At 64.6% G+C, this 26,707-nt stretch carries 25 protein-coding genes; 13 read left to right on the plus strand and 12 right to left on the minus strand.

The genetic code is table 11. From position 1 onward, the window contains the following. Position 1: 1 nt before the first annotated feature. The 4 genes from HBE63_RS05875 to HBE63_RS05890 all read right to left on the minus strand — a co-directional run bounded on the left by HBE63_RS05875 (position 2) and on the right by HBE63_RS05890 (position 3,684). Positions 2-922 (minus strand): ferritin-like domain-containing protein, encoded by a 921-nt coding sequence (locus tag HBE63_RS05875; protein WP_166903914.1) that lies wholly within the window; start codon positions 920-922, stop codon positions 2-4. A gap of 63 nt (positions 923-985) precedes the next feature. Continuing rightward, positions 986-1,843, minus strand: a complete 858-nt coding sequence (locus tag HBE63_RS05880) for an SDR family oxidoreductase (protein WP_166909431.1) — start codon at positions 1,841-1,843, stop codon at positions 986-988. Beyond that, entirely contained in the window at positions 1,843-2,823 is a 981-nt protein-coding gene (locus HBE63_RS05885; RefSeq protein ID WP_166903915.1) for an alpha/beta hydrolase, read from the minus strand. The genes HBE63_RS05880 and HBE63_RS05885 overlap by 1 nt, the downstream gene beginning before the upstream one ends. A gap of 120 nt (positions 2,824-2,943) precedes the next feature. Further along, positions 2,944-3,684 carry a TetR/AcrR family transcriptional regulator gene (locus HBE63_RS05890; protein WP_208301311.1) on the minus strand — a complete coding sequence of 247 codons (741 nt, stop codon included), beginning with the start codon at positions 3,682-3,684 and terminating at the stop codon, positions 2,944-2,946. A gap of 261 nt (positions 3,685-3,945) precedes the next feature. Here HBE63_RS05890 and HBE63_RS05895 point away from each other — a divergent pair, with 261 nt between their 5' ends. The 10 genes from HBE63_RS05895 to HBE63_RS31135 all read left to right on the plus strand — a co-directional run bounded on the left by HBE63_RS05895 (position 3,946) and on the right by HBE63_RS31135 (position 13,754). After that, entirely contained in the window at positions 3,946-4,707 is a 762-nt protein-coding gene (locus HBE63_RS05895; RefSeq protein WP_166903917.1) for a crotonase/enoyl-CoA hydratase family protein, read from the plus strand. A 7-nt stretch (positions 4,708-4,714) separates the two neighbouring features. After that, positions 4,715-5,509 carry an SDR family NAD(P)-dependent oxidoreductase gene (locus tag HBE63_RS05900; RefSeq protein ID WP_166903918.1) on the plus strand — a complete coding sequence of 265 codons (795 nt, stop codon included), beginning with the start codon at positions 4,715-4,717 and terminating at the stop codon, positions 5,507-5,509. An 8-nt stretch (positions 5,510-5,517) separates the two neighbouring features. After that, positions 5,518-6,525: a dihydrodipicolinate synthase family protein gene (locus tag HBE63_RS05905; RefSeq protein ID WP_166903919.1), complete on the plus strand. Its 1,008-nt coding sequence runs from the start codon at positions 5,518-5,520 to the stop codon at positions 6,523-6,525. A gap of 111 nt (positions 6,526-6,636) precedes the next feature. After that, positions 6,637-7,455, plus strand: coding sequence for an enoyl-CoA hydratase (locus HBE63_RS05910; RefSeq protein WP_166903920.1), 819 nt, complete (start codon positions 6,637-6,639; stop codon positions 7,453-7,455). 4 nt (positions 7,456-7,459) lie between these two features. Beyond that, positions 7,460-8,707 carry an amidohydrolase family protein gene (locus HBE63_RS05915; RefSeq protein ID WP_166903921.1) on the plus strand — a complete coding sequence of 416 codons (1,248 nt, stop codon included), beginning with the start codon at positions 7,460-7,462 and terminating at the stop codon, positions 8,705-8,707. Positions 8,708-8,715: 8 nt separating this feature from the next. Then, positions 8,716-10,338, plus strand: coding sequence for an acyl-CoA synthetase (locus HBE63_RS05920; protein ID WP_166903922.1), 1,623 nt, complete (start codon positions 8,716-8,718; stop codon positions 10,336-10,338). Further along, positions 10,335-11,165, plus strand: coding sequence for an amidohydrolase family protein (locus tag HBE63_RS05925; protein WP_166903923.1), 831 nt, complete (start codon positions 10,335-10,337; stop codon positions 11,163-11,165). Before HBE63_RS05920 ends, HBE63_RS05925 begins: the two co-directional genes overlap by 4 nt. A gap of 33 nt (positions 11,166-11,198) precedes the next feature. Then, complete coding sequence (locus HBE63_RS05930; RefSeq protein ID WP_166903924.1) at positions 11,199-12,254, plus strand: acyl-CoA dehydrogenase family protein; 1,056 nt, start codon at positions 11,199-11,201, stop codon at positions 12,252-12,254. A gap of 10 nt (positions 12,255-12,264) precedes the next feature. Further along, positions 12,265-13,446 (plus strand): acyl-CoA dehydrogenase family protein, encoded by a 1,182-nt coding sequence (locus HBE63_RS05935; protein WP_166903925.1) that lies wholly within the window; start codon positions 12,265-12,267, stop codon positions 13,444-13,446. Positions 13,447-13,541: 95 nt separating this feature from the next. Next, on the plus strand, positions 13,542-13,754 hold the full coding sequence (locus tag HBE63_RS31135; RefSeq protein WP_208301533.1) for a hypothetical protein: 213 nt from the start codon (positions 13,542-13,544) through the stop codon (positions 13,752-13,754). On the opposite strand, the gene HBE63_RS05945 is transcribed toward HBE63_RS31135, so the two are convergent. The 3 genes from HBE63_RS05945 to HBE63_RS05955 form a co-directional block, all read right to left on the minus strand. Further along, the gene (locus tag HBE63_RS05945; protein ID WP_166903926.1) at positions 13,751-14,110 is read right to left on the minus strand and encodes a hypothetical protein; all 360 of its coding nucleotides are present in this window, start codon (positions 14,108-14,110) and stop codon (positions 13,751-13,753) included. The two genes, HBE63_RS31135 and HBE63_RS05945, sit on opposite strands and share 4 nt — an antisense overlap. Before the next feature lie 231 nt (positions 14,111-14,341). Continuing rightward, the gene (locus HBE63_RS05950) at positions 14,342-15,367 is read right to left on the minus strand and encodes an amidohydrolase family protein (RefSeq protein WP_243858533.1); all 1,026 of its coding nucleotides are present in this window, start codon (positions 15,365-15,367) and stop codon (positions 14,342-14,344) included. After that, positions 15,364-15,978: a TetR family transcriptional regulator gene (locus tag HBE63_RS05955; RefSeq protein ID WP_166903927.1), complete on the minus strand. Its 615-nt coding sequence runs from the start codon at positions 15,976-15,978 to the stop codon at positions 15,364-15,366. The genes HBE63_RS05950 and HBE63_RS05955 overlap by 4 nt, the downstream gene beginning before the upstream one ends. 95 nt (positions 15,979-16,073) lie before the next feature. Here HBE63_RS05955 and HBE63_RS05960 point away from each other — a divergent pair, with 95 nt between their 5' ends. After that, positions 16,074-17,849: a CocE/NonD family hydrolase gene (locus HBE63_RS05960; protein WP_166903928.1), complete on the plus strand. Its 1,776-nt coding sequence runs from the start codon at positions 16,074-16,076 to the stop codon at positions 17,847-17,849. Here the strand turns inward: HBE63_RS05960 and HBE63_RS05965 are convergent. The 3 genes from HBE63_RS05965 to HBE63_RS05975 all read right to left on the minus strand — a co-directional run bounded on the left by HBE63_RS05965 (position 17,821) and on the right by HBE63_RS05975 (position 20,736). Further along, a complete protein-coding gene (locus HBE63_RS05965) occupies positions 17,821-19,053 on the minus strand; it encodes an amidohydrolase family protein (protein WP_166903929.1) in 1,233 nt (410 codons plus the stop codon). The genes HBE63_RS05960 and HBE63_RS05965 overlap by 29 nt on opposite strands. Before the next feature lie 88 nt (positions 19,054-19,141). Continuing rightward, complete coding sequence (locus HBE63_RS05970; RefSeq protein ID WP_166903930.1) at positions 19,142-20,290, minus strand: thiolase family protein; 1,149 nt, start codon at positions 20,288-20,290, stop codon at positions 19,142-19,144. Then, the gene (locus HBE63_RS05975; protein ID WP_166903931.1) at positions 20,287-20,736 is read right to left on the minus strand and encodes a Zn-ribbon domain-containing OB-fold protein; all 450 of its coding nucleotides are present in this window, start codon (positions 20,734-20,736) and stop codon (positions 20,287-20,289) included. The genes HBE63_RS05970 and HBE63_RS05975 overlap by 4 nt, the downstream gene beginning before the upstream one ends. Before the next feature lie 95 nt (positions 20,737-20,831). On the opposite strand from HBE63_RS05975, the gene HBE63_RS05980 reads away from it, so the two are divergent. Continuing rightward, positions 20,832-23,015 (plus strand): molybdopterin-dependent oxidoreductase, encoded by a 2,184-nt coding sequence (locus tag HBE63_RS05980; RefSeq protein WP_166903932.1) that lies wholly within the window; start codon positions 20,832-20,834, stop codon positions 23,013-23,015. A gap of 103 nt (positions 23,016-23,118) precedes the next feature. Next, the gene (locus HBE63_RS05985) at positions 23,119-24,654 is read left to right on the plus strand and encodes an aldehyde dehydrogenase family protein (protein WP_166903933.1); all 1,536 of its coding nucleotides are present in this window, start codon (positions 23,119-23,121) and stop codon (positions 24,652-24,654) included. Between the two features lie 55 nt (positions 24,655-24,709). Here HBE63_RS05985 and HBE63_RS05990 read toward each other — a convergent pair whose 3' ends face one another. Together HBE63_RS05990 and HBE63_RS05995 are read right to left on the minus strand one after the other, a co-directional pair. Continuing rightward, a complete protein-coding gene (locus tag HBE63_RS05990; protein WP_166903934.1) occupies positions 24,710-25,408 on the minus strand; it encodes a TetR family transcriptional regulator in 699 nt (232 codons plus the stop codon). 11 nt (positions 25,409-25,419) lie between these two features. After that, positions 25,420-26,652, minus strand: a complete 1,233-nt coding sequence (locus HBE63_RS05995; protein WP_371814925.1) for a cytochrome P450 — start codon at positions 26,650-26,652, stop codon at positions 25,420-25,422. Positions 26,653-26,707: the final 55 nt, after the last annotated feature.

A 26,707-nucleotide genomic window follows, 5' to 3' on the forward strand; every position in this document is an offset into this window, starting at 1 on the left:
CTTAGGCGACGGGTTCGTAGGTCAGTTCCTGCGACCAGGCCGGGGTGTTCTCTACCATCGCCATCGGAATCACACCGGTGATCTTGACCAGCGAATCAGCCAGCCAGTGGTACTTGGAGGTTCGGTCGATCACCTTGCGAGCCTGCCACGAGATGATCCGGTACATCGGCAGTCGGCGGGCGAATTCGCTTCGCTCACCCACACTTTGGAACCTGCGCATCGCCTGGTACAGCCGCTCCTCATTGACGCCCATCTCAACGATGTTGTCGCGCATCTTGTTCAGCAGCGGGAAGTAGCTGAGCACGCCGACCAGGAAGGTGGGCTTGATCCAGCCGCCCACCAGTTCGATGAGCAGCTTGCGCATATCGGCATGCCCGAGGATGTCCATCACCTCGAAGTCGACGGCGAGGTGGCGGGACTCATCAGAGTTGATCCGCTTGAAAACCTCCTGTGCGACCGGATCGTTGACCTCTTCGGTGATGAACTTGATCAGCGCGCCGTCCAGCGCCACTTCGAGCATGGGGATGACGGTGCCGAGGAAGGTGAGACCCATACCGTCGGAATACTTGTCGAGCCAGTTGATGACCAGCTGGACATTCACGTTCGGCGGCGGGATCTCGTCGTCCTCGAGCATGCCCCACCGGCGCATCAGCGCGAGTTCGGCGTTGGCGTGCTTCTGCTCCTCGGCGTGGAAATGCTCGTAGATGCTCTTGAGCGTCGGAGTCGGCGCCTTCTTCGCCAGCGCGGCAAAACCTCGGGCGCCGACGTTCTCGATCCACATCAGGTCGGTCATGAAGGGCTTGAGCTTGGCGTGCAGTTCGGGATCGATCAGCTCGGCTCCCGGTGCGTCCCAGTCGATATCGATCAAGGCCCACTGCTTGTCCTTGATCATCTGGAGCATGTTGTCGAGATCCATCGCCATGTCGAGTCCTTTCTGGAAGAGGCGGTTCTGGTTTTCGGGAGAGCTTCAGTCTTTGGAAAGGCTTCAGTCTTTGGGAAGAACTCGGCCGAGGAGTCCGGCACCTCGGACATAGAGACCGGGGAAGTGCCGCTTCAGATGCCAGATGACGGTGGCGTCGATCTGGGGTACCACGTACAACCGGCCGTTGTCGTGCGCGTCCAGGGTGCGCGCCGCGACATTGTCCGGAGACAATCCGGTCCAGCGGGCGAGCTGCTGACTGAGGTTCATCGAGCCAGGCGTGATGCGACCGTCCTGGAAGACGTTGGTCTTCACGAAGGTGGGACACAGCACCGTCACCCCGACGCCGGTGCCTGCGAGTTCGGCGGCGAGTGTCTCCGACAGCGACATCACGCCCGCCTTGGAGACGTTGTACGGGCCCATCGACGGTGCGGCGGCGAATCCCGCGGCCGAGGCCACGTTGATGATCCCACCCCGGCCGGTCTCGCGCAGGATCGGCGTGAAGACCTCACACCCGTACACGACGCCCCACAGATTGATCCCGAGTGCCCAGTCCCAGTCATCGAAACCGATTGCGCCGACGGGCTTTCCGCCGACGCCCACGCCGGCGTTGTTGATCACCAGAGTCGGCGGGCCGCCGAAGATGTCGTTGGCCTGCTTGGCCAGTTGCTCGACCGCACTGCGATCGGACACGTCGCAGACCACGGCGTGGCCATTCCCGGTGCCCAGTTTGTCGATCAGTTCCACCGTCTCGTCGGCCCGGTCCGGATTGATATCGGCGCAGATGACCTCGCCACCCCTCCGGGCGAGCTCAAGTGCGAAGGAGCGTCCGATGCCGCTACCTGCGCCGGTGACCACTGCCTTCGCGTTGGTGCAGCGGCGGTCACCCCGGAAGACGTTGAGTAGCATGTCGATTCCGAACATCAGCATGCCTCCACTTGGTCGTCTGCCGTTGCGGAGGAGATGAACGCCGCGGCCCGGCGCAGCGCCGTTTTCGCTTCGGGTGCCAGCCGGGGCAGCGCTTGGAAAACGTGCACCATGCCCGGCCACACCTCGAGGACGCTCGCCCCTCCGGCCCGCCGGATCTCGGCATCGAGGTACCGGGCGTCCGCGCTGAGCATCTCGAACTCACCGACCTGAATCAGTATGGGCGGCAGTCGATTTGTCTTCTCGAAATCGAGGCGCAGTCGCGGATCATCCGAATCGTGTGTCGAGGTGTACAGGCCGACCAGGCGCCGTGCTGCCGTCGCCGACATCGCGGGATCGCGGCGGACCCGTTCCTGTTGCAGCGCGAGTTCCATGGTGAGGTCGATCAGGGGGGAGAACAGCACGACCCCGGCGGGCTGGAAGTCGGGTTCGTCGGCGTGCTGGAGCAACAGGTCGCACGTCAGGTGGCCGCCCGCGGAGTCCGCGCCGATCACGATGTCCGACGCTGCATATCCCTGGGTGAGCAACCAGCGATAGCCGGCTTCGACGTCGTCAGCGGCGGCGGGGAATCGGTGTTCGGGAGCCAAGCGGTAGTCGACCGAGAAGAACGGCATGCCAGTAGCTTCGGACAACCGTGCCACCAGTTTGCGGTGGGTCCGTGCCGAACAGATCACGTATGCACTGCCATGGATGTAGTACCCGGCTCGCGTCCCGAACTTCACGCCCGGTCCGAGCACCCATTCCCCGCGGACTCCGGGCCGGCGCACCGGGATGACCCTGGTGCCGTCGGGCATCGATCCCAACGTCCCCATGATCGCTGCGATTAATCCCCGGGAGAACCCGACCCCCGGTCGATTCAACGGGACGACGCTGGTGAGGCTGCCCAACGTCCATCGGGTGGCGGTGGCGGCGACGACGGCGCGCAGGGAACGCGCGCCGGGCACAGCCGGCAGGTCGGGTGAGTCAACTGCGGTCACAAGGGTTCACGTCACCACAGACTGTTACATTTGTCAATGTAACGGTCGGGGATGACAGTGAACGGAAATCGCCCGATCCGGAACGGAAGTCCAGGTCGAGGTGCTATTCGCAGCAGGCGCCTATTTGCGCTTTGTCTTGGTCGCCGGAGTCTGTGCGATCCGTGCGGCCGCGTGATCGAGGATGCAGTCCAGGCCGTACTCGAAGTTCTTCTCGTCGGCCGCCCCGATGCGATGCCCCTCGTTGGTAACTTTTGCCAGCAACGGGGTGACTTCCGGATCGATCACCATGGTCTCTTCGTAATCGCCAGGCGCGTTGTCATTGGCCCGGTTCTTCTCGTAGAGACGGTGCAGCACAACCGAGCCGCGGACGTGCACCGAGACAGCCGAATACGTGTCGAAGGCATCTTCGACCGGTAGCCCGGCCTCCACCAGGCCGGAGATGGCGGTCTCCATCTCCTGCACGCCCAGGCGTGCGGCGCGCGCGCTCAGGGCCGACCGAATGAGAATGAGATCACAGAGAATCGGGTTACCCATGAAGGCTTTTCGCATGGTCCTGGCGTGGTTGGCCAGTGACTCACGCCAATCTTTGGCCTCGACATAGGGTGTGGCGACCACGAACTCACGCAGCGCACGGTCGGTCATCGCGTTGAGCAGATCGTCCTTCTTGCGGAAGTACCAGTAGATACTCGTGACGCCGACGCCCAGATGTTTGCCCAGTAGCGGCATGCTGAGGTTGTCGATCGACACCTGCTCGGCGAGTTCGAAAGCGCCCTTGATGATGTCGTCGGGATTGATGGACCCGCGTTCGCGCCGTTGACGTTTCTCAGCGGTCGGTTGCTTTGCCACTGCGGGCACCTCCATCGAAATCGATTCTGCTCAAGCCGTCCCTGTGCCGCGGGTCAATCGCAGGTGAATTTACCGCCGGCCGCCATCTGAACTGCGCCTATGCGCGCGTGTCGCGGGGTCTTGTCGCCGTCAACCTTACCGGTAGCCTCTCTGTTGCTGCTGTCCACCGTCGGCGCCGAGGCGTCGCTCGGGGCGGTAGATGGGGTTCCAGCTCTGTACTGTAATCCCTATAGTAGGCTTTTCCGGGTAATTGGGCCGCGAGCAAAAGGGGCAACGATGTCGGACGAAGTTCTCACGGAGCGACGAGGTCGCACTCTGGTCATCACCATCAATCGGCCCGAGGCGCGCAACGCGTTCAACCTCGCGGTGGTTCAAGGGCTCGCCGATGCCATGGACGAACTCGATGACTCACCCGAGCTCTCGGTAGCGGTCCTGACCGGTGCGGGTGGAAACTTCTGCGCGGGCATGGACCTCAAGGCGTTCGCTGCAGGGGAACTGCCCTATGTTCCCGGCCGGGGTGCGGGGTTCACCGAGCGCCCACCGCGCAAGCCGCTGATCGCCGCCGTCGAAGGGTTCGCCCTTGCCGGTGGTACCGAGCTGGTGCTCGCCACGGACCTCGTGGTGGCCTCCAAGGTCGCGAAGTTCGGCATCCCCGAGGTCAAGCGTGGGCTGGTGGCCGGTGGTGGTGGCCTGCTGCGACTGCACCAGCGCATCCCGTACCAGAAGGCGATGGAACTCGCGCTCACCGGCGACAGCTTCACCGCTGAGGAAGCCGCCGCATGGGGTTTCGTCAACAAGCTGACCGAGCCCGGTGACGCTCTCGACGGGGCGCTCGAACTCGCCGATCGGATCACTGCCAACGGCCCGCTGGCAGTGGCGGTGACCAAGGAGATCATCGCGTCGTCCTCAGAGTGGTCGGCCGACGAGATGTGGAAGAAGCAGGGTGAACTGCTCGGTCCGGTGTTCACCTCGAACGACGCCAAGGAGGGGGCGATCGCGTTCGCCGAGAAGCGTGCCCCCAATTGGACCGGTTCCTGACGATCCTATGGATCTCGGATTCGCAGGAGCGGCCACCGTCGTCGTGGGCGGTGGCCGCGGCATGGGCTTCGCGACGGCCCAATGCCTGGCCGCGGACGGAGCACGGATCGCGATCGTCGGGCGCTCCCGGGACGTACTCGACAGTGCTGCAACGGAGCTGACCCGCCTGGGGTCGCCAGAGGCGGTGGCGATCGTCGCCGATACCTCTGACAGCACCCAGGTCGAGCGGGCCTTCGCCGAGGTGGGCGAACGTTGGGGCGAGCTCAACGCACTGATCAACACGGTAGGCCCTGGGGCTGCAGGCAACTTTGAAGAGTTGACCGACGGGCAGTGGCAGGAGGCGTTCGACGCCGGCCTGATGGGCATGGTGCGCTGCGTGCGGGCCGCCCTGCCATTGCTGCGCAAGGCCGAATGGGCGCGCATCGTCAACTTCTCGGCGCACTCCACCCAGCGGCAGAGCACCCGGTTGCCGGCATACACCGCGGCCAAGGCGGCCGTGAACAGCGTGTCCAAGAACCTGTCGCTGTTGTTGGCCGAGGACGAGATCATGGTGAATGTGGTCTCCCCGGGCAGCATCTCGTCGGAGGCGCTGCGCGGCTGGGCCGACACGGTGGGTGTCGACGGCGATGATCCGTATGCGTTGATGGCGGCCATCGACGAGCATTTCGGACATCCCGCCCACCTTCCGCGGGCCGGGCTACCCAGCGAAATCGGGCCTGTCGCAGCATTTTTGGCCTCCAGGCCCAACTCGTACATGACCGGGGCCAACGTCAACGTGGACGGCGGATCGGACTTCATCTAGGGGGCGGTATGGCAACGGCAGCCGAAGCGCGGGACTGGGCCCGCGGTGCACTGCGCGGAATCGGTAATTCGCTCTACACCCCGTTCTGCGGGACCGATGGGGACGATATCGACTGGGACGCCTACCGATACCTTGTACGCTACTGCGTCGGCGATCTTGGCCACCAGATGCTTTGGTGTACCAGCGGTTTGGCCGAGTTCTGGGCGCTGACCCTCGCCGAACGCAAGCAGTTGCTCGAGGTGGCGATCCAAGAGGGACGCCAGGCCAACCCGGATGTCGTGGTTCAGGCCTGCACCGCGGCAACGTCGGCCAAGGACTGCCTGGAGCTCACGCTGCACGCGCAGCAGGCGGGCGCCGACATCGTCTACATCCAGACGCCGATGATGGAGGCACACGGGGGAGAGGGCGTTCTTCGGTTCTTCTCCTACATCGCCGATCGCACGGATATCGCCCTGGGGATGTTCAATTCACCTTCCTCGGGCTACGTGCTGACACCGGACGAAAGCGCCCGGATCGCTGAGTCCATCCCGGCGGTGTGCGCGACCAAGGAGGGCGCCTTCCGGCCTGCGGCGAGCCGTCGATTGCATGAGCTGGCACCGTATCTCGCGGTCTGGGAATGCGACACCACGGTGTACCGGGCCGGCTGGCTGCGAGAGGGCGTCGTCTGCCCGGCCCAGTTGGGCACCGCCGGCTATCTGTATGAAACCCCGCAACGGCGCATCTTCACCGAGTACTGGGACCTGGTGTATGCCGATCGGCTCATCGAGGCGATGGACTTTGCCCGGGAGTCCGGGTTGGACCAGTTCAGTCTGGACATGGGGTCCTGGTTCACCTGTTACCCGGGCCGCGCTGACTATTTCACCCACTGGGCCGACGCGTTCAAGTACGCGGCTTCGGTCCTCGGATTGCCGGTCGGGGACTACCCGCATTCCCGTCCGCCCCAGGCATTGCTGCCGGACGCTGGAAAGGCCCAGATCGAGGCTGCCTACCGAAAGCTTGGTTTGATCGACGATTGACCCGTCTTTGTGCAGGTGGTAGGCCCTAAGGTGGGCTTGCGGAATGCACTACCGATAGGTATACAGTATCTATGTCTGAACGGCTGGTGTGGCATCGGGAGGTATCGGCGGATGACGGTCGCTGACAGTGTGGGAACCGAGGCGGTCCTCTACGAGGTCTCTGACGGTGGGGTCGCGGTTATCACCCTCAACCGTCCCGATCGGCTGAACTCCTGGGGTGCGGACATCTCCGCCGGCGTCTACGCGAGTTTCGATCGCGCCGAAGCCGATCCGTCGGTCCGGGTGATCGTGCTGACCGGCAGCGGACGAGGGTTCTGCGCCGGCGCCTACATGGGCGCCATGCAGGATCTGGGTGCCAGCATCAACGAGGACACGGACGTCAGCAAGATCGTCGGCGAACGTCATCCCCATTTCCTCACCGAGCTGCGCAAGCCGGTCGTCGCCGCCATCAACGGCGCGTGCGTCGGCATCGGCCTCACGCATGCCTTGATGTGCGACGTTCGGTTCGCAGCTGCCGGAGCGAAATTCGCCACCGCCTTCCCGCGTCGAGGGCTGATCGGCGAGTACGGCATCACCTGGATCCTGCCGAGGCTGGCCGGCTGGGGTGCCTCGGCGGATCTGCTGCTGAGCGGTCGGACCTTCTTCGCAGAGGAAGCATTGCAGCTCGGTTTGGTGAAAGAGGTTGTGGCGCCCGAAGATCTGTTGCCCCGGGCGCTTGAGTACGCCGAAGACCTGGCCCGCAACTGCTCACCCGCCTCGATGGCCGTCATCAAGCGTCAGCTCTACGGCGATGCTCATGACCACGTGCGCGATGTCAGCGCCCGTGCCGAGGCCCTGATGCACGAATCCATGGTGCGGCCCGACCTGATCGAGGGCATCACCGCGTTCTTCGAGAAACGGTCCCCGAACTTCCCGCCCCTGAAAGGCTGATGAAATGACCGACACACCAGAGCGTCTGCCCTACCTGGCCGTCGACGTCGACAACCATTACTACGAACCGGTAGATGCCTTCACCCGGCACCTGCCCAAGGAATTCAAGAGCCGCGGCGTGCAGATGGTGCAGGACGGCAAACGGACCCTCGCAGTGTTCGGCGGGACGGTCAACCACTTCATCCCCAACCCGACCTTCGACCCGATCATCGAACCGGGCTGCCTGGACTTGCTGTTCCGCGGTGAGATTCCCGAAGGCGTGAACCCCGCATCGCTGATGAAGGTGGACCGCCTGTCCGAGCACCCCGAGTATCAGAATCGCGATGCCCGGCTCAAGGTGCTCGACCGGCAGCGCCTCGAAACCGTGTTCATGCTGCCGACTTTCGCGTGTGGCGTGGAGGAGGGGCTCAAGCACGACATCGAAGCCACCATGGCCTCGGTGCACGCCTTCAACCTGTGGTTGGACGAGGACTGGGGTTTCGACCGACCTGACGGGCGTTTTGTGTCCGCCCCGATCATCTCGCTGGCTGACCCAGAGAAGGCCGTCGAGGAAGTCGAATTCGTGATCGGCCGCGGCGCCAAGTTGGTGTGTGTGCGGCCGGCGCCGGTGCCCGGGGCGGTCAGGCCGCGGTCGTTGGGCGACCCGCTTCACGATCCGGTGTGGGCCCGGCTGGCCGAGGCAGGTGTCGCCGTGGTCTTCCACCTGTCGGACTCCGGGTACATGGCAGTCCCGGCGTTGTGGGGCGGCAGCGGCGTCTTCAAGGGATTCGGCAAGCGTGATCCGCTCGACATGGTGCTGATGGACGACCGCGCGATCCACGACACCATGGCCTCGATGATCGTGCACCAGGTGTTCACTCGGCATCCCAAGCTCAAGGTGTGCAGCATCGAGAACGGCTCCTACTTCGTCTACCGGCTGATCAAGCGGCTGAAGAAGGCGGCCAACAATGCGCCATACCACTTCACGGAGGATCCGGTCGAGCAGCTACGCAACAACGTGTGGATCGCGCCGTACTACGAGGACGATGTGAAGCTGCTCGCCGCCACCATCGGTGTGGACAAGATCCTGTTCGGCTCGGACTGGCCGCACGGAGAGGGTCTGGCCGATCCGACCACCTTCACCGCGGACATCCCGCAGTTCCCGGAGTTCAGTCTCGAAGACACCCGGAAGGTCATGCGCGACAACGCCCTCGAACTCCTCGGCGACCCGACCCGGACTGCACCCGGTGTCGCAGGCCTGGTGTCGGTCTAGCCGCCAACATGGCTGAATGGACCATCGGCGCCGTCGTCGACGCGATTGCCGAGGCGGTGCCCGACCGGGAGATGACGGTGTGCGGCGCCCGCCGCACCACCTTCGCGCAGGGGGCTGACCTGACCCGCCGGCTGGCCAACTTTCTGGCCTCGCGCGGGCTGGGTCCGTACCGGGAGCGTCGGGACCTGAACCGTTGGGAATGCGGTCAGGACGTCGTCGCGCTCGTCATGCACAACGACCTGTACCCCGAGATGGTGATCGGCTGCCTCAAGGCGCGCACGGTCCCGGTGAACGTGAACTACTACTACTCGCCGGGCGAGGTGGCCGACCTGCTGGCGTACCTGAAGCCCCGCGCGGTGATCTACCACCGCTCCCTGGGGGCGAAGTTCGTCGACGTATTTGAGGATAAAGCGCTGCAGGCCGAATTGTTGATCTCCATCGACGATGGCGACGGTGCCGAGTTGCCGGGCTCGGTGACGCTGGAAGATGCTCTGGCTCAGGAGGATACCGACCACGGCGTCACCCCGTCACCCGATGACCTGCTCATGGTCTGCACCGGCGGGACGACCGGCCGGCCCAAAGGCGTGATGTGGCGCCAGGGCGACATCTACGTGTCGTCGATGAACGGCGCCGACCATGATCAGGTGAGCGAGATCCACGACAAGGTGGCCAATGCCGGCCCACCCTGGTTCGCGGTGTCGCCGTTGATGCACGCCGCCGGGATGTGGACCGCGTTCTCCGGGCTGCTGTCCGGCCAGACCGTGGTGCTGCACGACACCAAGCCGCGCTTCGACCCGCGCACGGTGCTCGAAACGGCGCAGCGGGAGAAGATCGGGCTGATGACGATGGTCGGTGACGCCTACGCCGCGCCGATCATCGAAGAGTTGGGCCGGCGATCCTATGACCTGTCGTCGATGTTCGCGATCGGCACGGGTGGCGCGGCCACCAACCCGAAACATCAACGCGCACTGCTGGAACACATCCCACAGATCACCATCATCAACGGGTTCGGCTCGTCGGAGACCGGCAACATGGGATTCGGCCATACCCAACGCGAAACCCCGACCGCCGAAACCTTCCAGCTGCGGGCCGGCGGGCTGGTGCTGGCCGACGACTACTCCCGTTTCCTGGACCCCGGTGACCCCGAGGTGGGCTGGGTGGCACGCAACGGCCGGATCCCACTCGGCTATTTCAACGACGAGGCGGCGACGGTGAAGACCTTCCCCGAGGTGGCCGGCGAGCGAGTGGTGGTCTCGGGTGACCGCGCCTCACTCGACGCCGACGGGACCCTCCGCCTGTTGGGGCGGGACTCGTTGGTGGTCAACACCGGTGGCGAAAAGGTGTTCGTCGAAGAGATCGAAGAAGTCCTGCGGGCTCATCCTCACGTGGTGGATGCGCTGGCTGTGGGTCGGCCCAGCGAGCGGTGGGGTGAAGAAGTTGTTGCGCTGGTGTCGATCCGCGATGTGGTCGACGCAGCCGCGCTCCGGGAGCACTGCGCCACCCGGCTGGCCCGGTTCAAACTTCCCAAGGATGTGCTGTTCGTCGAGGACATTCGCCGACTTGGCAACGGCAAGGCCGACTATCGCTGGGCCAAGAGCCTGGCCTCGGAACAAGCGGGGATCAAGGCATGACACAGCAGGTGATTGACTGTCTGGCCAATGTGCACTTCGGCGAGACCGAAAACCAGCCCACCTTCATGAAGAAGGTGCGCGACGATTACTTCAAGGGCCCGACGTCGATGTATGACCCCATCGAGCTGTCGGAGATGCTCGACGAGATGGACACCCACGGTGTGCGGAAGGCAATCCTGATGGATTCCCTGGTCAAGCCATCGGTGACTGCGCGAAAGTTCGTCGAGGCGCATCCCGACCGCTTCGCGCTGGCGATGGGCGGGGTCAACCTGTTGCGCCCCATCCCGTCGTTGCGTGAACTCGCAGCCGTCGTGGCCGACCTTCCAGTCGCGTATACCGTTGTCGGACCCAGCTTCTGGGGAGACGGGCAGTACCCGCCGAGCGACGCGGTGTACTACCCGCTCTACACCAAGTGCGCCGAGCTGGAACTGCCGCTGTGTGTCAACACCGGTATTCCCGGCCCGCCGATTCCGGGCGAGGTGCAGAACCCCATCCACCTCGACCGCGTGTGCGTTCGGTTCCCGGAGTTGCAGCTGTGCATGATCCACGGCGCAGATCCATGGTGGGACATCGCGATCCGAATGCTGATCAAGTACAAGAATCTGCGGCTCATGACGTCGGCGTGGTCGCCGAAACGATTGCCGGACAGCCTCTTGCACTTCATGCGAACCCGGGGGAAGGACAAAGTCATCTTTGCCTCGGATTTCCCGGTGTTGCGCATGCAGCGCGTCGTGCCCGAGGCCCTGGCGCTCGACCTGCCGGCCGATGTGCTGGACAACTACCTCTACAACAATGCCGCGGAGTTCTTCTTCGGCAGAGACGACTAGGACGCCCTCGGCGAAGCCGAGAAAGGAGCACGGATGGACCGCTACGAACTGCGCAGGCTGGACTACAGCCTGACCGAGGACCACGTCGACCTGCAGACCGCGTACCGGCAGTTCTTCAAGACGCACTCCGACATCGAGACAGTGCGCGCGGCCGAACCGTCGGGCTTCGACAAAAGTCTGTGGGAACGGTTGTGCGCCATGGGCGCCACGACAATGGCGCTTCCGGAATCTGTCGGCGGTGACGGGGCAACCCTGGTCGACCTGACCTTGGTGGCTGAGGAGCTCGGGCGCTCATTGGCGCCGGTGCCGTGGATCGACCATGTCGTCGCGGCGCGGTTGCTCGCCAGGTTGGGGGCCTGCGAGTCCGAAGAGATCGTGCAGGGCACCCAGATCGTCGGGCTCGATCCACAGCAGGTGGCGCCGGCCGGCGCCCGGCTCATCCCGATCGGGTCGATCGCCGACCACATCTTCGTCCGCGATGGAGACGACGTCGTGAAGCTGGAATTCTCCACGCGGCCTGCCCGCGTCGACAACATCGGCAAGCTGCCGATGGCGTGGGTGGACCCGTCCGCCGCAGACACCCGGGTCGTGCTGGCCAGCGGTGCCGACGCCCTGGCGGAATATCAACGGGCGTTGGACGAATGGCGTCTGCTGACCGCGGCGGTGCTGGTGGGTCTGGTCGAGGAGACCATGACGATCGCCGCGGAGTTCGCCAAGTCCCGGTACACCCTCGGTGTGCCGATCGGGACGCTGCAAGGCATTTCACATCCGTTGGCCAACATCGCGATCACTGTTCAGAGCGGGCGGGGTCTGGCTCGGCGGGCGGCATGGTTCCTCGATAACGAGCCTGACGAGCGTGCCGAGCTCGCCCCGTCGGCGTTCGTCTTCATGGCCGAGGAGGCCGCCAAGGCCGCCACCATGGCGGTACACGTTCAGGGTGGACTGGGGGTGTCCGCGGAGGCCGCCGCCACCGCGTACCTGGTGCGGGCGCGAGGGTGGGCGCTGGCCGGTGGTGACCCGGGCGCCACCGCGGTGCACATCGCTCACATCGTCGCGGCTCGCGAGAGCCGTGAAGCGGCAAAGGTTTAGGGGAGCAGGCGTGGATTTCTCAACAGTCGAACTGTCCGCGGAGGACGAGGCGTTCCGCACCGAAGTGCGCGAATTTCTGTCCAGTGTCGTGACCGAGGACGTCATCCGTCGCGACCGCGAGACCGGCGACAACTTCGACGAGGGCGTGCACCTGGCACTCGGCGCCGCCGGCTACCTCGAGAAGGAATTCAAGTCCCAGGCCGATGGTGGGTTCACCCGGGTGCAGTCGCGGATCTGGCAGCTGGAGAAGCGCCGGGCCGAGGTGCCGTGGGTGACGTGGGGGACCACCTCGATGGTCGCCCGATCCGTGGCGAAGTTCGCCGGCCCGGAGATCCGTGACGACGTGTTGCGTGGGGTGTTCGACGGCACCGTGCGGTTGTGCCTGGGCTACACCGAACCTGAGGGTGGTTCCGATGTGGCCACCTGCAAGACCCGTGCGGTACGAGAAGCGGATGGGTCGAGCTGGATCATTAATGGGTCCAAGATGTTCACCACCGGCGCACACAACTGCCAGTACGTCTTCCTGATCACCAACACCGATCCGGAGGCGCCGAAACACAAGAGCCTCACCATGTTCCTCGTTCCGCTCGATCTGCCAGGCATCGAGATCCAGGGCATCCGGACCGTCGACGGTGACCGCACCAACATCGTCTACTACTCGGACGTGCGGGTCGACGACAAGTACCGGCTCGGCGATGTCAACGGCGGCTGGACAGTGGTGCGTGAACCGCTCGACGCCGAGCACGGGGCCGTCGCGGCCGCCGACGACGGTCTGGCCGACGTCGCGATCATGATGCATCAGGCCGGATTCATGGCCGAGGCGGCGGACAATGTGGCCGCGTTGGTAGGCCGGTCGGGTGCCGTTGACGACGGATCTGTCGCATATCGGTTGGGGCGCAGCGTGGCTCGTCTGGAGGCCTCCCTGTCCTCGCCCAGCATCTTCGGCCGGGTCGCGCTGGCACAGACCATGCGTGACATTGCCCCGGATCTGATGGACATCGCCGGATCGGTGGCCGCACTGCCGATCGGGGCCGACGGGGGAGCCGACGACCGCAGCGAGTACGTGTACCGGTTCGCGCCGCTCGTCGGTATCTACGGCGGGACGCTCGAAGTGTTCCGCAACATGATCGCCCAGCACGTGCTGGGCCTGGGCAAGCCGAACTACTCGGCGCCGAAGGCACGGGTGTCCTAGCGCGAGCAGACACATATGTACCCAAACCCCGGGTGTGTCGGGTACATACGCGTCTGGTCGGCAGCTAGGCGGGCGTCTCGCCCAGCATCGACATCATGATCACCGCGGCCGCCACCACGACGCGGCTGGCCTGGGTGAACCCGTCACCGCGTCATCGCCGCGGTGCCCGTGCACGTGGGCCTCCGGCCGCGTCCGTGGCACTCGATCAACCGCCGCAATTGCGTCGTCGGTATCTGAGCTTGATGCTCGATGCCCTCAATCCAGCCGACGCGCAGCCGCTCCCGCCGCTACCGGGCAGCCGCACTTAGCCGGTCGGTGCCAGGCTGGGTTGAATGGGAACCAATACCGGCGGCGGAGCCGACGGTGCCACCTGTAGATCGCCGCGGGGCACGAGACCCTCGGGAACTCGACCGGCCGCGCCGGCTTCAGCCGGTGGGGCCTCGCACTTCTGCTGGCCCTCGTTCCAGACCCCGCCGCTGTGCCGGCAGCAACCCTTGGTGTCGTCGATCTTCTCCTGCATGGATTCGTCGAGACCGTCGTTGAGGATGTCAGTGCAGGAGTCGAAGTCCTCGATGTCCCACACGCCGGGTTCGGCCTGTGAAACCCCGCTCGGCGCCACGATGATGAACATCACCGCGGCGGCGAATGTTGCTGCGGATCCCATCAGTCGGCGCGCGAAAGTGCTCGTCCGCGTGAATGCGAGTGTCGTTGTGTTCGGCATTGCTGTGCCCCCGTAGGCCAGGCCCCGCGACCGAATGCGACGCGGTAGCTGTGCATCACCTGTATTGAATACAAATAGTGTGCGCTTCGGCCGGTCGGTGAAACAACCTCGGCGCCGACTCATATTTGCCGGGGCAAGGTCCCGGCTAAGTCAGAGCGGATTGCATCTGAGCGGTCAGATACGTAACAGGGACTCGACGTTGTTATGGGCGATGGCGTGCATCTGCTGATCGGAAAGCCCGGAACCGGTGAGGAATTCGCTGACGTTGTCGCGCTTGACGTATGGGAAGTCCTCGGAGTAGATGATTCGGTCGGCCCCCAGGTCGGCCACCACGTGGTCAAGTTGGTGTTGATTGAACATTCCCGATGGAGTGACCCAGATTTGTTCGCGGTAGTAGTCACTGACGTTGCGGTCATGGCCTGGTCGAACCAACGCGAAGGTTTCGTCGAGGCGCTCGAGCCAGAACGCCATCACTTCCCCCCAGTGGCCACTCAGCAGTTTCAGGCGCGGGTGCCGGTCCAGCGCACCGGACAGGATCAGCCGGATGACGTGGATACCGGCTTCCGCGTGCCAGCCGAATGCGGGACCGGAGAACATCACTCCGATGGCGGCAGACCAGTCGCCGAAGTAGTAGGGCCGCGAGACCTGCGGGTGAGGTAGCCCAGGATGAACATAGATGGGCAGGTCCACTGCCTCCGCCGCGGCGAGTATCGGATCGAAACGGGCGTCATCGAGGAAGAGTCCGTCGAATGTTCCGGCGATCAATGCGCCGACGAATCCGAGATCGCCGACGCAGCGACGCAATTCCTCCGCCGCGGCGGAAGGATCGTAGAGCGGCAGGGTGGCGAAGCCACGGAATCGATCGGGATGTTCGGAGATCTGTTGTGCCAATGAGTCATTGACTTGACGGCACAGTTCCGCCGACTGCGGCGCGGCCAGCGTGCCGGGGCTGCCGTTGCCGTGCGAAACCACTTGAACGTCAATGCCCACCGCGTCCATGTGCGCCAGCCGATGCCCACCGAGTCGAGTTGCCGCATCGCGGTCGTCGTTGAAAACCGAACCGAACTCGGCAAGTTCGTCCACGGGTAATCCGCTGGGCGGACCGCCCAACTGGAGGACCCGCTTACTGACCTCAGGGTGCTCGAAGTGTTCTTCGACGGTGATGATGCGCATCAGGTCAGCTCCTTCGATCCTGGTCATGGCTTCGATGTCAGCACGCTTTGGATTGCCGGTGCGACGAGTGCCGCCAGCGTCGCGATATCGGCTTTGACGAGCACGGGGACACCCACGACCTGGCGCCCCATGACGAGGCCGACCAGCAACGACGACGCAAGCCCGGCCCGCAGCACCGCGTCGTCGTCGATGGCGCCCGCGGCGGCGGCATCGAGGAGCCGTGCCTGGATAAATTCGCGCAGCTGAGTGTTCGCCTGCTCGTTGACCACGGCGCCTCGAAGCATCGCCATGAGTGGCTCCGAATCCGCCGGGGCACCCACCCACACGTCCAGAAAGGTGCGGACAACTCGTTCTCCGAGGCGTTCGTGAGGTCCGTCGAACGCACTGGTCAAGCGCGCCAAGGTATCCGGTGAGATCGACATCACGGCGGCGAACAGCTCATCTTTGGACCGGAAGAACTGCATCACCAGGGCGGCATCAACCCCGGCATCGGACGCCACCTGCCTGATGGTCGTCGCGGCGAATCCGTGACTGGCAAACCGGCTGCGGGCCGCGTCGAGGATGGATTGCCGAGTCGTGTTGGTACCCGGCCGCCGCCCGCGGCGCTGTTCCGGTGCCGGCCGAATCCTCGCGCTCATGGCTGCAATTTACCGCTCCTTGTGTAGAATATCAACGTGTGTTGATATGATCGGGCGATCATGCCCCGATCGAGGGGTGACTGAAAGGGGTGGATATGGCCCAGGAGAAAGTATTCATGCCGTCCCGTCCGTTGGAACCTGGTGACAGGTACGGAGTGCTGAGCGGATTCGATCCGGGTATGCGTACTCTGCCGGCGGGATTTCGCCTCGCACCAGCATTCAAGGCGTTGCCGGTCGACATCGTGCTGGATAAGGACGTGGCCGTCCGGATGCGGGACGGTGTGACAACCTATGTCGATATTTTGCGGCCCGCCGGCGCCGCGAAAGTGCCGGTCATTGTGGCCTGGAGCCCGTATGGCAAGGGCGAGGGCAGTGCCCCAGCGGCCATGGGAGTGTTCGGGCTGGTCGGCCTGGAGAACGGAATCGTCTCCGGTCTGCACAAGTTTGAGGGCCCCGACCCGGCGTATTGGTGTGCCCAGGGCTATGCGATCTGCAACCCGGACGTTCGCGGTGTCTCAGATTCAGAGGGCGACAGTGTTCTATGGGATCGCCAAGAGGGTCAGGACTGCCACGATCTGATCGAGTGGCTGGCCGTCCAGGAATGGTGCACCGGCAAGGTGGCGATGAGTGGAACCTCCTATCTCGCTGTCGCGCAATGGTTCGCCGCTGCCGAGCGGCCGCCCCACCTGGCCGCGATCAATCCGTGGGAGGGCGTGAGCGATGTCTACCGCGATCTCGTGATGCGCGGCGGCATGCCCGACACCGGGTTCGCCAGACAGCTCCGCGACAACAGCTATTGGGGTAAGAGTCGCAAGGAGGACATCCTCGCCGAGGCCGAGCGCTATCCGCTCATGAACGCCTTGTGGCAGAACAAGATCCCACGCGTCGATTACATCAACGTGCCGGCGTACGTAGTGGCCAGCTACTCCAATTCTCTGCATACGGTGGGCACATTCCGCGCGTGGCGCGGGTTGGGTTCAAAACAGAAGTGGCTGCGTATCCACGACAGCCAGGAATGGCCGGACTACTACGACGAGGCGAACAGGGAGGACCTGCGCAGGTTCTTCGATCACTTCCTGAAGAGTGAAGACAACGGCTGGGAGCAGACTCCGCGCATCCGGTACGCCGTCCTCGATCTTGAAGGTGGTAATCAGGTCAACCTGCCGGCAGACAAGTTTCCACCGCAAGGCGTCGTCTACACGAAGTACTACCTTGACGGTCGCACACGCACCCTGCATATGGACGCACCGGCAGGGGACGTGGCGACGACGTATGAGGCGGAAGCCAATCCGGGCCTGGTCTCGTTCATCGTCCGCTTTGACGAGGAGACCACGATGGTCGGCTATCCCAAGGCGCGGCTATGGGTCGAAGCGAACGGGAGTGACGACATGGATCTCTTCGTCTTCGTCCAGAAACTGAACGCGCAAGGGACGGCCCTGCAGGAATTCACCGTGCCCAACCAGTCGGCGATGATCCACGACGTGACCGAACAGGGGGCCTCGATCCTTCGGTACAAGGGGTCGTGCGGTCGTCTACGCGTGTCGATGCGGCACTTGGACCAGACGGCATCGACCGACGAAGTCCCTGTCCACAGCTTCGACCGCGTCGAGAAGCTGAACCCGGGTGACGTCGTCGATGTCGAGATCGAGCTGTCCCCGATCGGTATGGTGTTCCACCCCGGCGAGCAGCTGCGCCTGGTTATCAGCGCCAAGGATCTTTTCGGCCCGTGGATGCCCGGACTTCGGGAGTACATCCCGCAGAACAGCGGCCAGCATGTCATCCACTCCGGCGGATCGCGAGCTTCGTTTCTCCAACTGCCGGTGAGGGCCGGCGGCTCAAGCGCTATGTGCCGACCAATGCCGGCGGCTTGACCGCGTCCGGATCGGGGTTGGCGATGGGCAGGCCCATGAACCGTCGGGCGTTGTCACCCATGAAGTCGTAGGTACGACGGATGTCCATGCCCTCGGCGTACTTCCAGAAACCCTTCGGTTCGGCCAGGCCTTCGGGATGCGGGTAGTCCGATCCGAACAGCACCTTGTCCCAGCCGACCGTTTCCACCACGTCGGAAACGCATCCCTCCCAGAACGGGCTGACCCAGATGTTGCGGCGGAACACATCATGCGGGTGCTCGGGGAAGTTCTGCGGCATTTTCTTGTACAGGTCGGCGAAATCGTGAAACAGCGGGAAGATCCAGCTGCTGCCGTTCTCGACGCTGGCGATGCGCAATTTGGGGAACCTGGTCAGGGTGCCGTGGCAGATCAGGGCGGCCAGCATGTCGGCGATCTCGCGGTGGCCCAGCACCATCCAGCGGAATGCGCTCTGCGCCATGAAATTCTGGGTGTAGGGCGGTTCCCACTTGTTGACGTACTCGTCGAGCGGAGGATAACTGGCGTGCAGCACGATGGGCAGACCGGCGGCCTCGACGTCACGCCAGAACGGGTCGAACTCCGGCAGCGCGGGGGAGCGCCAGCCGTGCAGCCCGTTAACCGGGCCGGGCTTGATCAACGCCACCTTGCCGCCGTTGGCAAGGATCCACTCCAGTTCCCGTTGTGCCGCATCGACTTCGGAGAGGTTGATGATGGGTGTGGAGAACACCCGACTCTCGTAGTCGAAGCCCCAATGTTCGAGGATCCACTCATTGAGGGCGTGGACGATGGCCAGGGTCAGCTGCGGGTCGTCGGCGCTGGAGTGCTCGACGAGGCTGCCCAGCGTCGGATAGTTCAGCGCCTCGACCACACCCTGGCGGTCCAGCTCTTTGACGCGGTCCGCCGGGTTTCGGGTGGCCGCGGGCGCCTCGATCGCCTTGCCCTGCATCTCCCGTAACGTCAGGCCGTCGGCGTTTTCGCCCGCGAAGAACTTCTCGTGCGCACCGGGCGCGGCGACGCGCTCGAAGGTCGGGTTCGGGATGAAGTCGGTGACGCGGTTGTTGATGACCACCCGGGTCTGACGACCGAACTGCGCGTATTGCACCGCGCGACTGTATTGCTCGGGTAGGAATTTGGTCAGCGCATCAGCGGTTTCGTACATATGCTGGTCGGCATCGAAAATTGGTGCGTCCCTGAACTGTTCATTCATGTTGGTGGTCTCCCTATCCGGCGAGCAGACACAAACCGGTAGGTTTTTGCCCGAAAAGGTACGGGTTTGCGTCTGCTCGGCGATGAAATCAGAGGGTCAGGACGGTGGCGCCGGCGGTGCCGGGGGCTCCGTACAGCTGTGCGAAGCCGACCCGCGGATTGCCGGGCACCTGACGGTCACCGGCCTCGCCACGCAACTGGCGCACCAGCTCGTGGATCTGGCGCAGGCCCGACGCGCCGATCGGCTCGCCGTTGGCGATCAGGCCGCCGTCGGTATTGACCGGCAGTGACCCGCCGATCTCGGTGGCGCCGTCGGCCAGCAGCTTCTCCTGGTCGCCATCGGAACAGAATCCGCATTCGGCCATGTGAATGATCTCGGCGCCGGCATCGGTGTCCTGCAGCTGTACGACGTCGACGTCTTCGGGCGCGACCCCGGCCTTTTCGAACGCAGCGCGGGCGGCGTACACCGTCGGAGCCACGTCCTCTTCCACCGGCGCGCAGGTGGTGTTGACCTCGTAGGCGCCGTAGCGGCGGGTCCGGACCTCGACGGCCTTGAGGTACACCGGCTTGTCGGTGTAGCGATGCGCGATGTCGGCTCGGCACATCACCACTGCGGCCGCGCCCTCGTCGGGGGCGCAGAACATGTACTGGGTCAGCGGATAGTTGAGCATCGTCGAGTTGAGGATGTCGTCCTCGCTGATCGGCTTGCGCCGGAACGCGTTCGGGTTCAGTGCGCCGTTGCGGAAGTTCTTGTTGGCCACCTTGGCCAGCGTGCGCTGAGAGATGTTGTGCTCGTGCAGGTAGCGGTTGGCCTTCATGCCGAAGAACTGTGTGGTGAGGTACTGGCCGTTCTCGGCGTACCAGCTGGGCATCCCGACCAATGACGGGTCTTCGGTGAACGCGCCGCGGGGGTGCTTGTCCAGGCCGACGGCGATGCCGATGTCGTAGTCGCCGAGCCGGATCCCGTCAGCGCAGGCCTTTGTGGCACTGGCGGCGGTGGCACAGGCGTTGAACACGTTGGTGAACGGAATGCCGGTTAGGCCTACCATCCCGACGATGGCGTCGGGGTTGGCGACCGTCCAGCTGCCTCCGGTCGCGGCGCCGATGTCTTTCCAGTCGACTCCGGCGTCGGCGACCGCGGCGAAGATGGCATCCACACCCATCGCCATCGCGGACTTGCCCTCGAAGCGGCCGAACGGGTGCAGGCCGACGCCGATGATGGCTACGTCATTGGTCATTGGGCGGAACCTTTCGGCGCGAAGGCGAAGGTGACGATGTCGACCGGGCTATCGGGGTCATCTTCGTCCTTCGCAAACGGGATCATGGTGAGTTCGACGTCCATGCCGAATTGCAGTTTGGCGGGGTCGTTTTCGGTGAGGCGGCCTTCGACGCGCAGGACGGGTCCGGTGTCGTCGGCGAGTTCGATGAGGCCGACGCCGAAGGGGACGAAGGCTTTTCCGGTGGGGCCTTTGTAGGGGGCGCCGGGTGGGAAGCCCTGGGTGGTCCAGGCGATGACGGTGCCGCGCCGGGGTAGGCGGGTCTGTTCGGTGTTACCGCCGGAGCATTTGGGGCAGCGGGCCTGGGCTGGGAATGTGGTGGCTGTGCAGTCGGTGCAGCGGCTGCCGATCAGCTGGGGTTCGGCGTCGGGCCACGTCGAGATCTCTGGGGCCAGCGCTTTCTGCATTGTGAGCTCCTCTTATCGCCGGACTACGCACACCAACTGTAATTCTTACAGTAGCGTATATCGGGCAGTGTTCCAGCCCCTGTTCGGAGGTATCGATGTCACCGTCAACCGTCGAGCAGAAACCGACCTTCTGCCGCATCTGTGAGCCGCTCTGCGGGATGATCGCGACCGTCGAAGACGGCCGCCTCACCGCGCTGCGCCCGGACAAGGAGCATCCGCTCTCGGCGGGCTTCGCGTGCCAGAAGGGCATCGCGTTCACCGAGGTGGTCAATGATCCGGACCGGGTGACCACGCCGCTGAAGCGCACCGAGAGCGGGTTCGAGCCCGTCAGCTGGGACGCCGCGCTCGACGACATCGCTGCCAGGCTGACCGAGATCCACCGCAGGCACGGTTCCGGAGCTCTGGCCTGGTACATGGGCAATCCCGCGGCCTTCAGCTACTCACACCTGTTCGCCGCGATGGCGTTCGCCAAGGGGATCGGTGGCGACAGCCACTTCTTCAGCTCCTCGACCCAGGACACCAGCAGCCGGCTGCTGGCCAATCAATTCCTCTACGGCGCGCCGTTCCCAGTGCCCATTCCAGACCTGATGCGGACCGATCTGCTGGTGATGCTCGGCGCGAATCCGGTGGTGTCCCATGGCAGTTTTCTGACGGCGCCGCGGATCAAAGACCGCATGCACGACATCGTCAAGCGCGGCGGCCGGGTTGTGGTGGTCGATCCGCGGCGCAGTGAGACTGCCGCCCAGTTCGAATGGCTCGGCATCACCCCGGATGCGGATGCGTACCTCCTGTTGTCGATTCTGCAAGTGCTGTTCGCCGAGGGGTCGGTAAGTGCCAGGGCCCGGACCCAGGCCGACGGCCTCGACTGGCTGCACGGGCAATGCGCGCCGTTCACTCCCGAAGCGACGCAGTCTCACACCGGTATTGACCCGGACACGGTGCGTGCGTTGGCTCGCGATCTGGCGTCCATCCCGCGAGCGGCGGTTTACGGCCGGCTGGGGACGTGTGTCGGCCGCAACGGCACGCTGACCACCTACCTCCTCGACGCGGTCAACCTCGTCGCGGGCAATCTGGACACCCCGGGCGGCAGCGTGTTCAGCACGTTGGGCATCCCCGGTCAGAAGTGGGGCTCGATGGCGATGGGCGTCTCGCTCCGTAGGAGTTACCGCACCAAACGCACTCGGGTTGGCGGGTTCCGGTCCGTGATCGGGGCCGAGCCTGCTGCGTTCATGGCCAAGGAGATCACCACGCCCGGTGACAGGCAGGTCAAGGCGATGTTCATCGGAGCGGGAAACCCGGTGCTATCGGTCCCCAACGGAGCGGAGCTGGAAGAAGCGCTGGGCGCGGTCGATCTGTCAGTGGGGCTGGACCTCTATGTCAACGAGACCACCGCGCACTGTGACTACGTGCTGCCGGTGACGACGATGTACGAGCGCGATGACTTCGCCGTGACGTTCCAGATGTTCCAGGCCACCCCGTTCCGTCAGGCCACCGACGCGGTGGTGGAACCGACGGGCGAGGCTCGCACCGAATGGGACATCGTCGTTGACCTGATCGGCAGAATGGGTGTTCGTACACCGGTTTTCGTCGCGATTCGGCTGGCGGCCAAGCGAGCCGTCCGACGCGGCCGTCGGCTCAGTCCCCGGCCGATGATCGACATGATGATTCGCATGGCCGACGGCGGTGACCGCTTCGGGCTGCGCCATGGCGGATTGACATTCCGCCGCCTGGCCGAAGAACATCCGCACGGCGTCGTGGTGGCGCCCAATCTCCGCACCGGAGTGCTCGGCGAGGTGGTGGTGTATCCGAAGGGGCGGATACGGCTCGCACATGAGGACATCGCGTCGGAGATCACCGCGATGTCGCGTCGCGCTGCACCGGACGGCTTTCCGCTGCGCATGATCGGGATGCGTGAGCCACGCTCGGAGAACTCGTGGTTGCACAATTCGCCGTTGCTCATGCGCGGCAACAGGTTTCACCGCGCACTCATGCATTCCGAGGATGCTGCGGTGCGTCGCCTCGCGGATGGCGACGAGGTGCGGGTTCGATCGCCCTACGGCCAGATCGACATCGCACTGTCGCTCACCGACGACATCGTGCGCGGCACCGTCGCGATACCGCATGGATGGGGTCACAAAGGCAGTGGTGGCTGGCGGATCGCCAATCAGGCCGGCGGTGCCAACGTCAACCAGTTGATGTCCAGCGATCCGGCCGATGTCGAGGCGCTGGCCGGCATGTCCTGGCTGACGGGTGTGCCGGTGCAGGTGGAATCCCGCTGATGTCCCGCGAAACGGCATTCCGGCAGGGAAAGTACGAGTACTCGCCTGCTGGAACGCCGTTTCGGCGGCGGAGGACATTACTGTAAGTGTTACAGTTGTACGCGTGAGCGAAGTCGTGGACGAGGCCGTCACCAGTGTGGACATCGGTAGGCGCGCCGCCGGCCGCGCCGAGAAGCGGATGCTTATCGACGGCGAGCTGGTGTCGGCGGCGTCCGGCGCCGAATTCGACAACCTCAGCCCGGCTACGGGCGTGGTGCTGGGGACGACCGCGGCCGCAGGTACGCCGGACATGGACGCCGCGATCGGTGCGGCCCGGCGCGCATTCGACGAATCCGACTGGAGTGCCAATCGCGGCTTGCGGAAGCATGTGCTGGCCCAGCTGCAGGACGCCATCGAATCTGAAAAGGACGATCTGCGTGAGGAATTGATCGCCGAGGTCGGCTGCCCGGCGATGACGACGGAGAATGCGCAGCTGGACTGGCCGCTGGCCGATGCGCTGCGATACCCGGCCCGGATGATCGACGAATTCGGGTGGGAACGGACGCTCGACGGCGGCGGGCTATTCGGTGAGCGCAACGCCCGCACCGTGGTCAAAGAGGCGGTCGGTGTGGTCGCCGCGATCACCCCGTCGAATTTTCCGATCGAGGTAATCCTCAACAAGCTCGGCCCGTCGCTGGCCGCAGGCAACACCGTTGTCCTCAAACCCGATCCGAACACGCCGTGGAATGCCACCCGGTTGGGCCGGCTGATCGCCGAACGCACCGACATGCCGCCCGGCGTCGTCAATGTGGTGCCGACGCCGTCCAACGAGGTGGCCGGACAGTTGGGTACCGATCCTCGTGTCGACATGGTGTCGTTCACCGGGTCGACGGCGGTAGGCCGGCATCTGATGCGGGTCGGCGCCGACACCATGAAGCGCACCTTCCTCGAACTCGGCGGAAAGTCGGCGATCATCGTCCTCGACGACGCCAAGTCCGGCCACGTCATCCCCGGCGCGATCGGGGCATGCGTGCATGCCGGTCAGGCCTGTGCCGCCAATACCCGGATGCTGGTGCACCGCAGCCTGTTCGACGAAGCGGTCGCCAATGTCACGATGGCGTTCGGGGCGGTCCCCGTCGGCGACCCGGCGCTGCCGACCACGCTGGTGGGACCGCTGATCACCGCGGCTGCCAAGCAACGGGTGCTCGACGCCATCGACGGTGCCCGCCGCGACGGCGCAGACATTGTGGTCGGCGGCGGGGTACCCGACGGACTGCCTGCGCATCTGGCCGGCGGACACTTCGTCGCACCCACCGTCATCGTCGGGGCAGACCCGCGCTCGTCGATCGCCCAGGACGAGGTGTTCGGGCCGGTGTTGGTGATGATCCCGTTCGACGATGACGAAGAGGCGGTGCGCATCGCCAACGACAGCGCGTTCGGCTTGGCCGGTGCGGTGATGTCGGCGTCGTCCGAGCGGGCGATGGGGATCGCCCGGCGCATCCGTACCGGGGCCATCGGCGTCAATGGTGGGATGTACTACGGCGCGGACGCACCTTTCGGTGGATACAAGAACAGTGGTGTCGGAAGACAGTGCGGTATCGAGGGGTTCGCGCAGTACACCGAGACCAAGACCATCGGCTGGCGGCTGCCCCGGCAGTGACCCATCATGGCGCGAGCAGACGCGAAAGTACCCGAGATCGCGCGTTTTGAGGTACCTACGCGTCTGCTCGGCAGAGTGATGTGGCGCGATCCAGGATGCTGTCGAGGATGTGGTCGAAGTTCCCGTCATCGGCCATGCCGATGCGGTGGCCACGCCCGGGGATCGAGGCGATCAGTGGCATTGCATCGGGGTCGATCACCTGTTCCCAGTACTCGCGGGGAAACTGAACCTCGGCGGTGCGGGTCTGCAAGCGTTGCAGCACAGCGGAACTACGTACGAGCACGGAGATGGCCGTGTAGGTGTCGAAGGCCTGTTTCGCGGTGAGCCCGGCCGCCACCAGTGCGGCCACCGGCTGCTCGATCTTCTCGAGTGCCGTGCGCGCCGCCGGGATGCCTCGAGTGCCGCGGATCAGGATGAGGTCGCACACAATTGGATTGCTCGTGAACATCTCACGCATCCGGTGCGCGTGGGCGCGCAGGGATTCTCGCCAGGTAGCGGCCTCGATGGACAGCACGCTGAGATCATAATCGCGCAGCACGCGCTCGGTCATCGCGTCGAGCAACTCGTCCTTGCGGCGGAAGTACCAGTAGATGCTGGTCACGCCGACATCGAGATGGCGGGCCAGCTGCGGCATGCTGAGGTTGTCGATCGATACCTCGTCGGCGATTTCGAAAGCGCCGCGCAGAATTTCGTCGACACTGATCGACCCGCGCTCGCGGCGTTGACGACCACGGGTGCTCGCGGGTCTGACCATGGCGGCGCCTCCTAGCGGACCGGCTCGAAGGTGACGGGGATGTCTGTGGGGGAGCGGAACGGCTGGCCGAAGATGTGTGGGTCGTCGTCGGTGACCAGCTCGAGGTTGCGCACCCGGGAAAGCAGGCTCTCCATGGCCACCCGGGTCTCCATCCGGGCCAGGTGCAACCCCATACAGGTGTGCTCGCCAGCGGCAAAGGTAATGTGCGGCAACCGCTTCCGGAAGATGTCGAACTCCTCGGGCCGTTCCCAGCGATTCTCGTCCCGGTTGGCCGACCCGATGCAGACATCGATCACCGCGCCGGCGGGCAGGGCCACCCCGTCGAGCTCGGTGTCCTGGCTGGCCGAGCGTTGCACGGTGGTCAGCGGGGTTTCGTAACGTAGCCCCTCCTCGATGGCGGCGTCGATCAGCCCATGATCGGCATGCACCGCGGCGAACTGCTCGGGATGAGTGAGCAGCAGATAGATGAGATTGCCCGAGGAGCGGTAGGTGGTCTCCAGTCCGGCGGGCAGGAGCAACCGCAGGAATGAGAAGATCGCTTCGTCCGTCAGCTTCTCGCCGTCGATCTCCGCGGTGACCAGGTCGCCGATGATGTCGTCGGTGGGCTGGGAGCGGCGTAGCTCGATCTGCCCGAGGAAATAATCCTTGAGCGCCGCGGAGGCCTCGAAAGCCCGCTTGTATTTGACGGTGTAGCTGATCAGTTCGACGGCGCGCTGACGGAACCAGGACAGGTCTTCTTCGGGCAGCCCGAGCAGCTTGGAGATCACCCGCGTGGGGAACTCGAAGGTGAAGTCGCGCACCAGATCAGCGCTGCCGGCCTCGATGAACTCATCGACGAGGGCCTCGCAGATCGGACGGACGATCTCGGGTTCCCAGCGTTGTAGCGAGCGTGACTTGAACGCGGCCGAGACCAAGTTGCGGTGGTCACGGTGGGTCTTGCCCTCCATGGCCAGGATGGTGGGGCCGATGAACAGCCCGATCGTGTTGTCGTAGATCTTCGAGTTGAACGACTTGCCGTCCCGGAACACTGTGTTGACCGCGTCGAAGGACACTGCTGCGAATTGATGTTCGGGCAGAAGGGATTCCGGCGTCTTGGACCAGTCCATCACCGAGCCGCGGAACACGCCGTGCCTGGCCCGGTGCCGCGCGAAGGTCGGGTACGGATCGCGCAGCAGGGTGGCGGTGTCGACGACGGACTCGTCTGCGGTTTCGCCGGAAGCGACATCCTGCACTTGACTATCCACAGCTCACCCCACCATTCGGAACGGACCGATCACACTGATGCATATTACTGTAAAG

Origin of the sequence: Mycobacterium sp. DL440 (genome assembly GCF_011745145.1) — a bacterium.
Lineage (GTDB): Bacteria > Actinomycetota > Actinomycetes > Mycobacteriales > Mycobacteriaceae > Mycobacterium.

What these genes read in the sequence shown, in the direction of transcription:
- HBE63_RS05875 (WP_166903914.1), bottom strand. Translation starts at nt 922, where the DNA reads ATGGCGATGGATCTCGACAACATGCTCCAGATGATCAAGGACAAGCAG.
- HBE63_RS05880 (WP_166909431.1), bottom strand. Translation starts at nt 1,843, where the DNA reads ATGTTCGGAATCGACATGCTACTCAACGTCTTCCGGGGTGACCGCCGC.
- HBE63_RS05890 (WP_208301311.1), bottom strand. Translation starts at nt 3,684, where the DNA reads ATGGAGGTGCCCGCAGTGGCAAAGCAACCGACCGCTGAGAAACGTCAA.
- HBE63_RS05895 (WP_166903917.1), top strand. Translation starts at nt 3,946, where the DNA reads ATGTCGGACGAAGTTCTCACGGAGCGACGAGGTCGCACTCTGGTCATC.
- HBE63_RS05900 (WP_166903918.1), top strand. Translation starts at nt 4,715, where the DNA reads ATGGATCTCGGATTCGCAGGAGCGGCCACCGTCGTCGTGGGCGGTGGC.
- HBE63_RS05905 (WP_166903919.1), top strand. Translation starts at nt 5,518, where the DNA reads ATGGCAACGGCAGCCGAAGCGCGGGACTGGGCCCGCGGTGCACTGCGC.
- HBE63_RS05910 (WP_166903920.1), top strand. Translation starts at nt 6,637, where the DNA reads ATGACGGTCGCTGACAGTGTGGGAACCGAGGCGGTCCTCTACGAGGTC.
- HBE63_RS05915 (WP_166903921.1), top strand. Translation starts at nt 7,460, where the DNA reads ATGACCGACACACCAGAGCGTCTGCCCTACCTGGCCGTCGACGTCGAC.
- HBE63_RS05920 (WP_166903922.1), top strand. Translation starts at nt 8,716, where the DNA reads ATGGCTGAATGGACCATCGGCGCCGTCGTCGACGCGATTGCCGAGGCG.
- HBE63_RS05925 (WP_166903923.1), top strand. Translation starts at nt 10,335, where the DNA reads ATGACACAGCAGGTGATTGACTGTCTGGCCAATGTGCACTTCGGCGAG.
- HBE63_RS05930 (WP_166903924.1), top strand. Translation starts at nt 11,199, where the DNA reads ATGGACCGCTACGAACTGCGCAGGCTGGACTACAGCCTGACCGAGGAC.
- HBE63_RS31135 (WP_208301533.1), top strand. Translation starts at nt 13,542, where the DNA reads ATGATCACCGCGGCCGCCACCACGACGCGGCTGGCCTGGGTGAACCCG.
- HBE63_RS05945 (WP_166903926.1), bottom strand. Translation starts at nt 14,110, where the DNA reads ATGGGATCCGCAGCAACATTCGCCGCCGCGGTGATGTTCATCATCGTG.
- HBE63_RS05950 (WP_243858533.1), bottom strand. Translation starts at nt 15,367, where the DNA reads ATGACCAGGATCGAAGGAGCTGACCTGATGCGCATCATCACCGTCGAA.
- HBE63_RS05955 (WP_166903927.1), bottom strand. Translation starts at nt 15,978, where the DNA reads ATGAGCGCGAGGATTCGGCCGGCACCGGAACAGCGCCGCGGGCGGCGG.
- HBE63_RS05960 (WP_166903928.1), top strand. Translation starts at nt 16,074, where the DNA reads ATGGCCCAGGAGAAAGTATTCATGCCGTCCCGTCCGTTGGAACCTGGT.
- HBE63_RS05965 (WP_166903929.1), bottom strand. Translation starts at nt 19,053, where the DNA reads ATGAATGAACAGTTCAGGGACGCACCAATTTTCGATGCCGACCAGCAT.
- HBE63_RS05970 (WP_166903930.1), bottom strand. Translation starts at nt 20,290, where the DNA reads ATGACCAATGACGTAGCCATCATCGGCGTCGGCCTGCACCCGTTCGGC.
- HBE63_RS05975 (WP_166903931.1), bottom strand. Translation starts at nt 20,736, where the DNA reads ATGCAGAAAGCGCTGGCCCCAGAGATCTCGACGTGGCCCGACGCCGAA.
- HBE63_RS05980 (WP_166903932.1), top strand. Translation starts at nt 20,832, where the DNA reads ATGTCACCGTCAACCGTCGAGCAGAAACCGACCTTCTGCCGCATCTGT.
- HBE63_RS05990 (WP_166903934.1), bottom strand. Translation starts at nt 25,408, where the DNA reads ATGGTCAGACCCGCGAGCACCCGTGGTCGTCAACGCCGCGAGCGCGGG.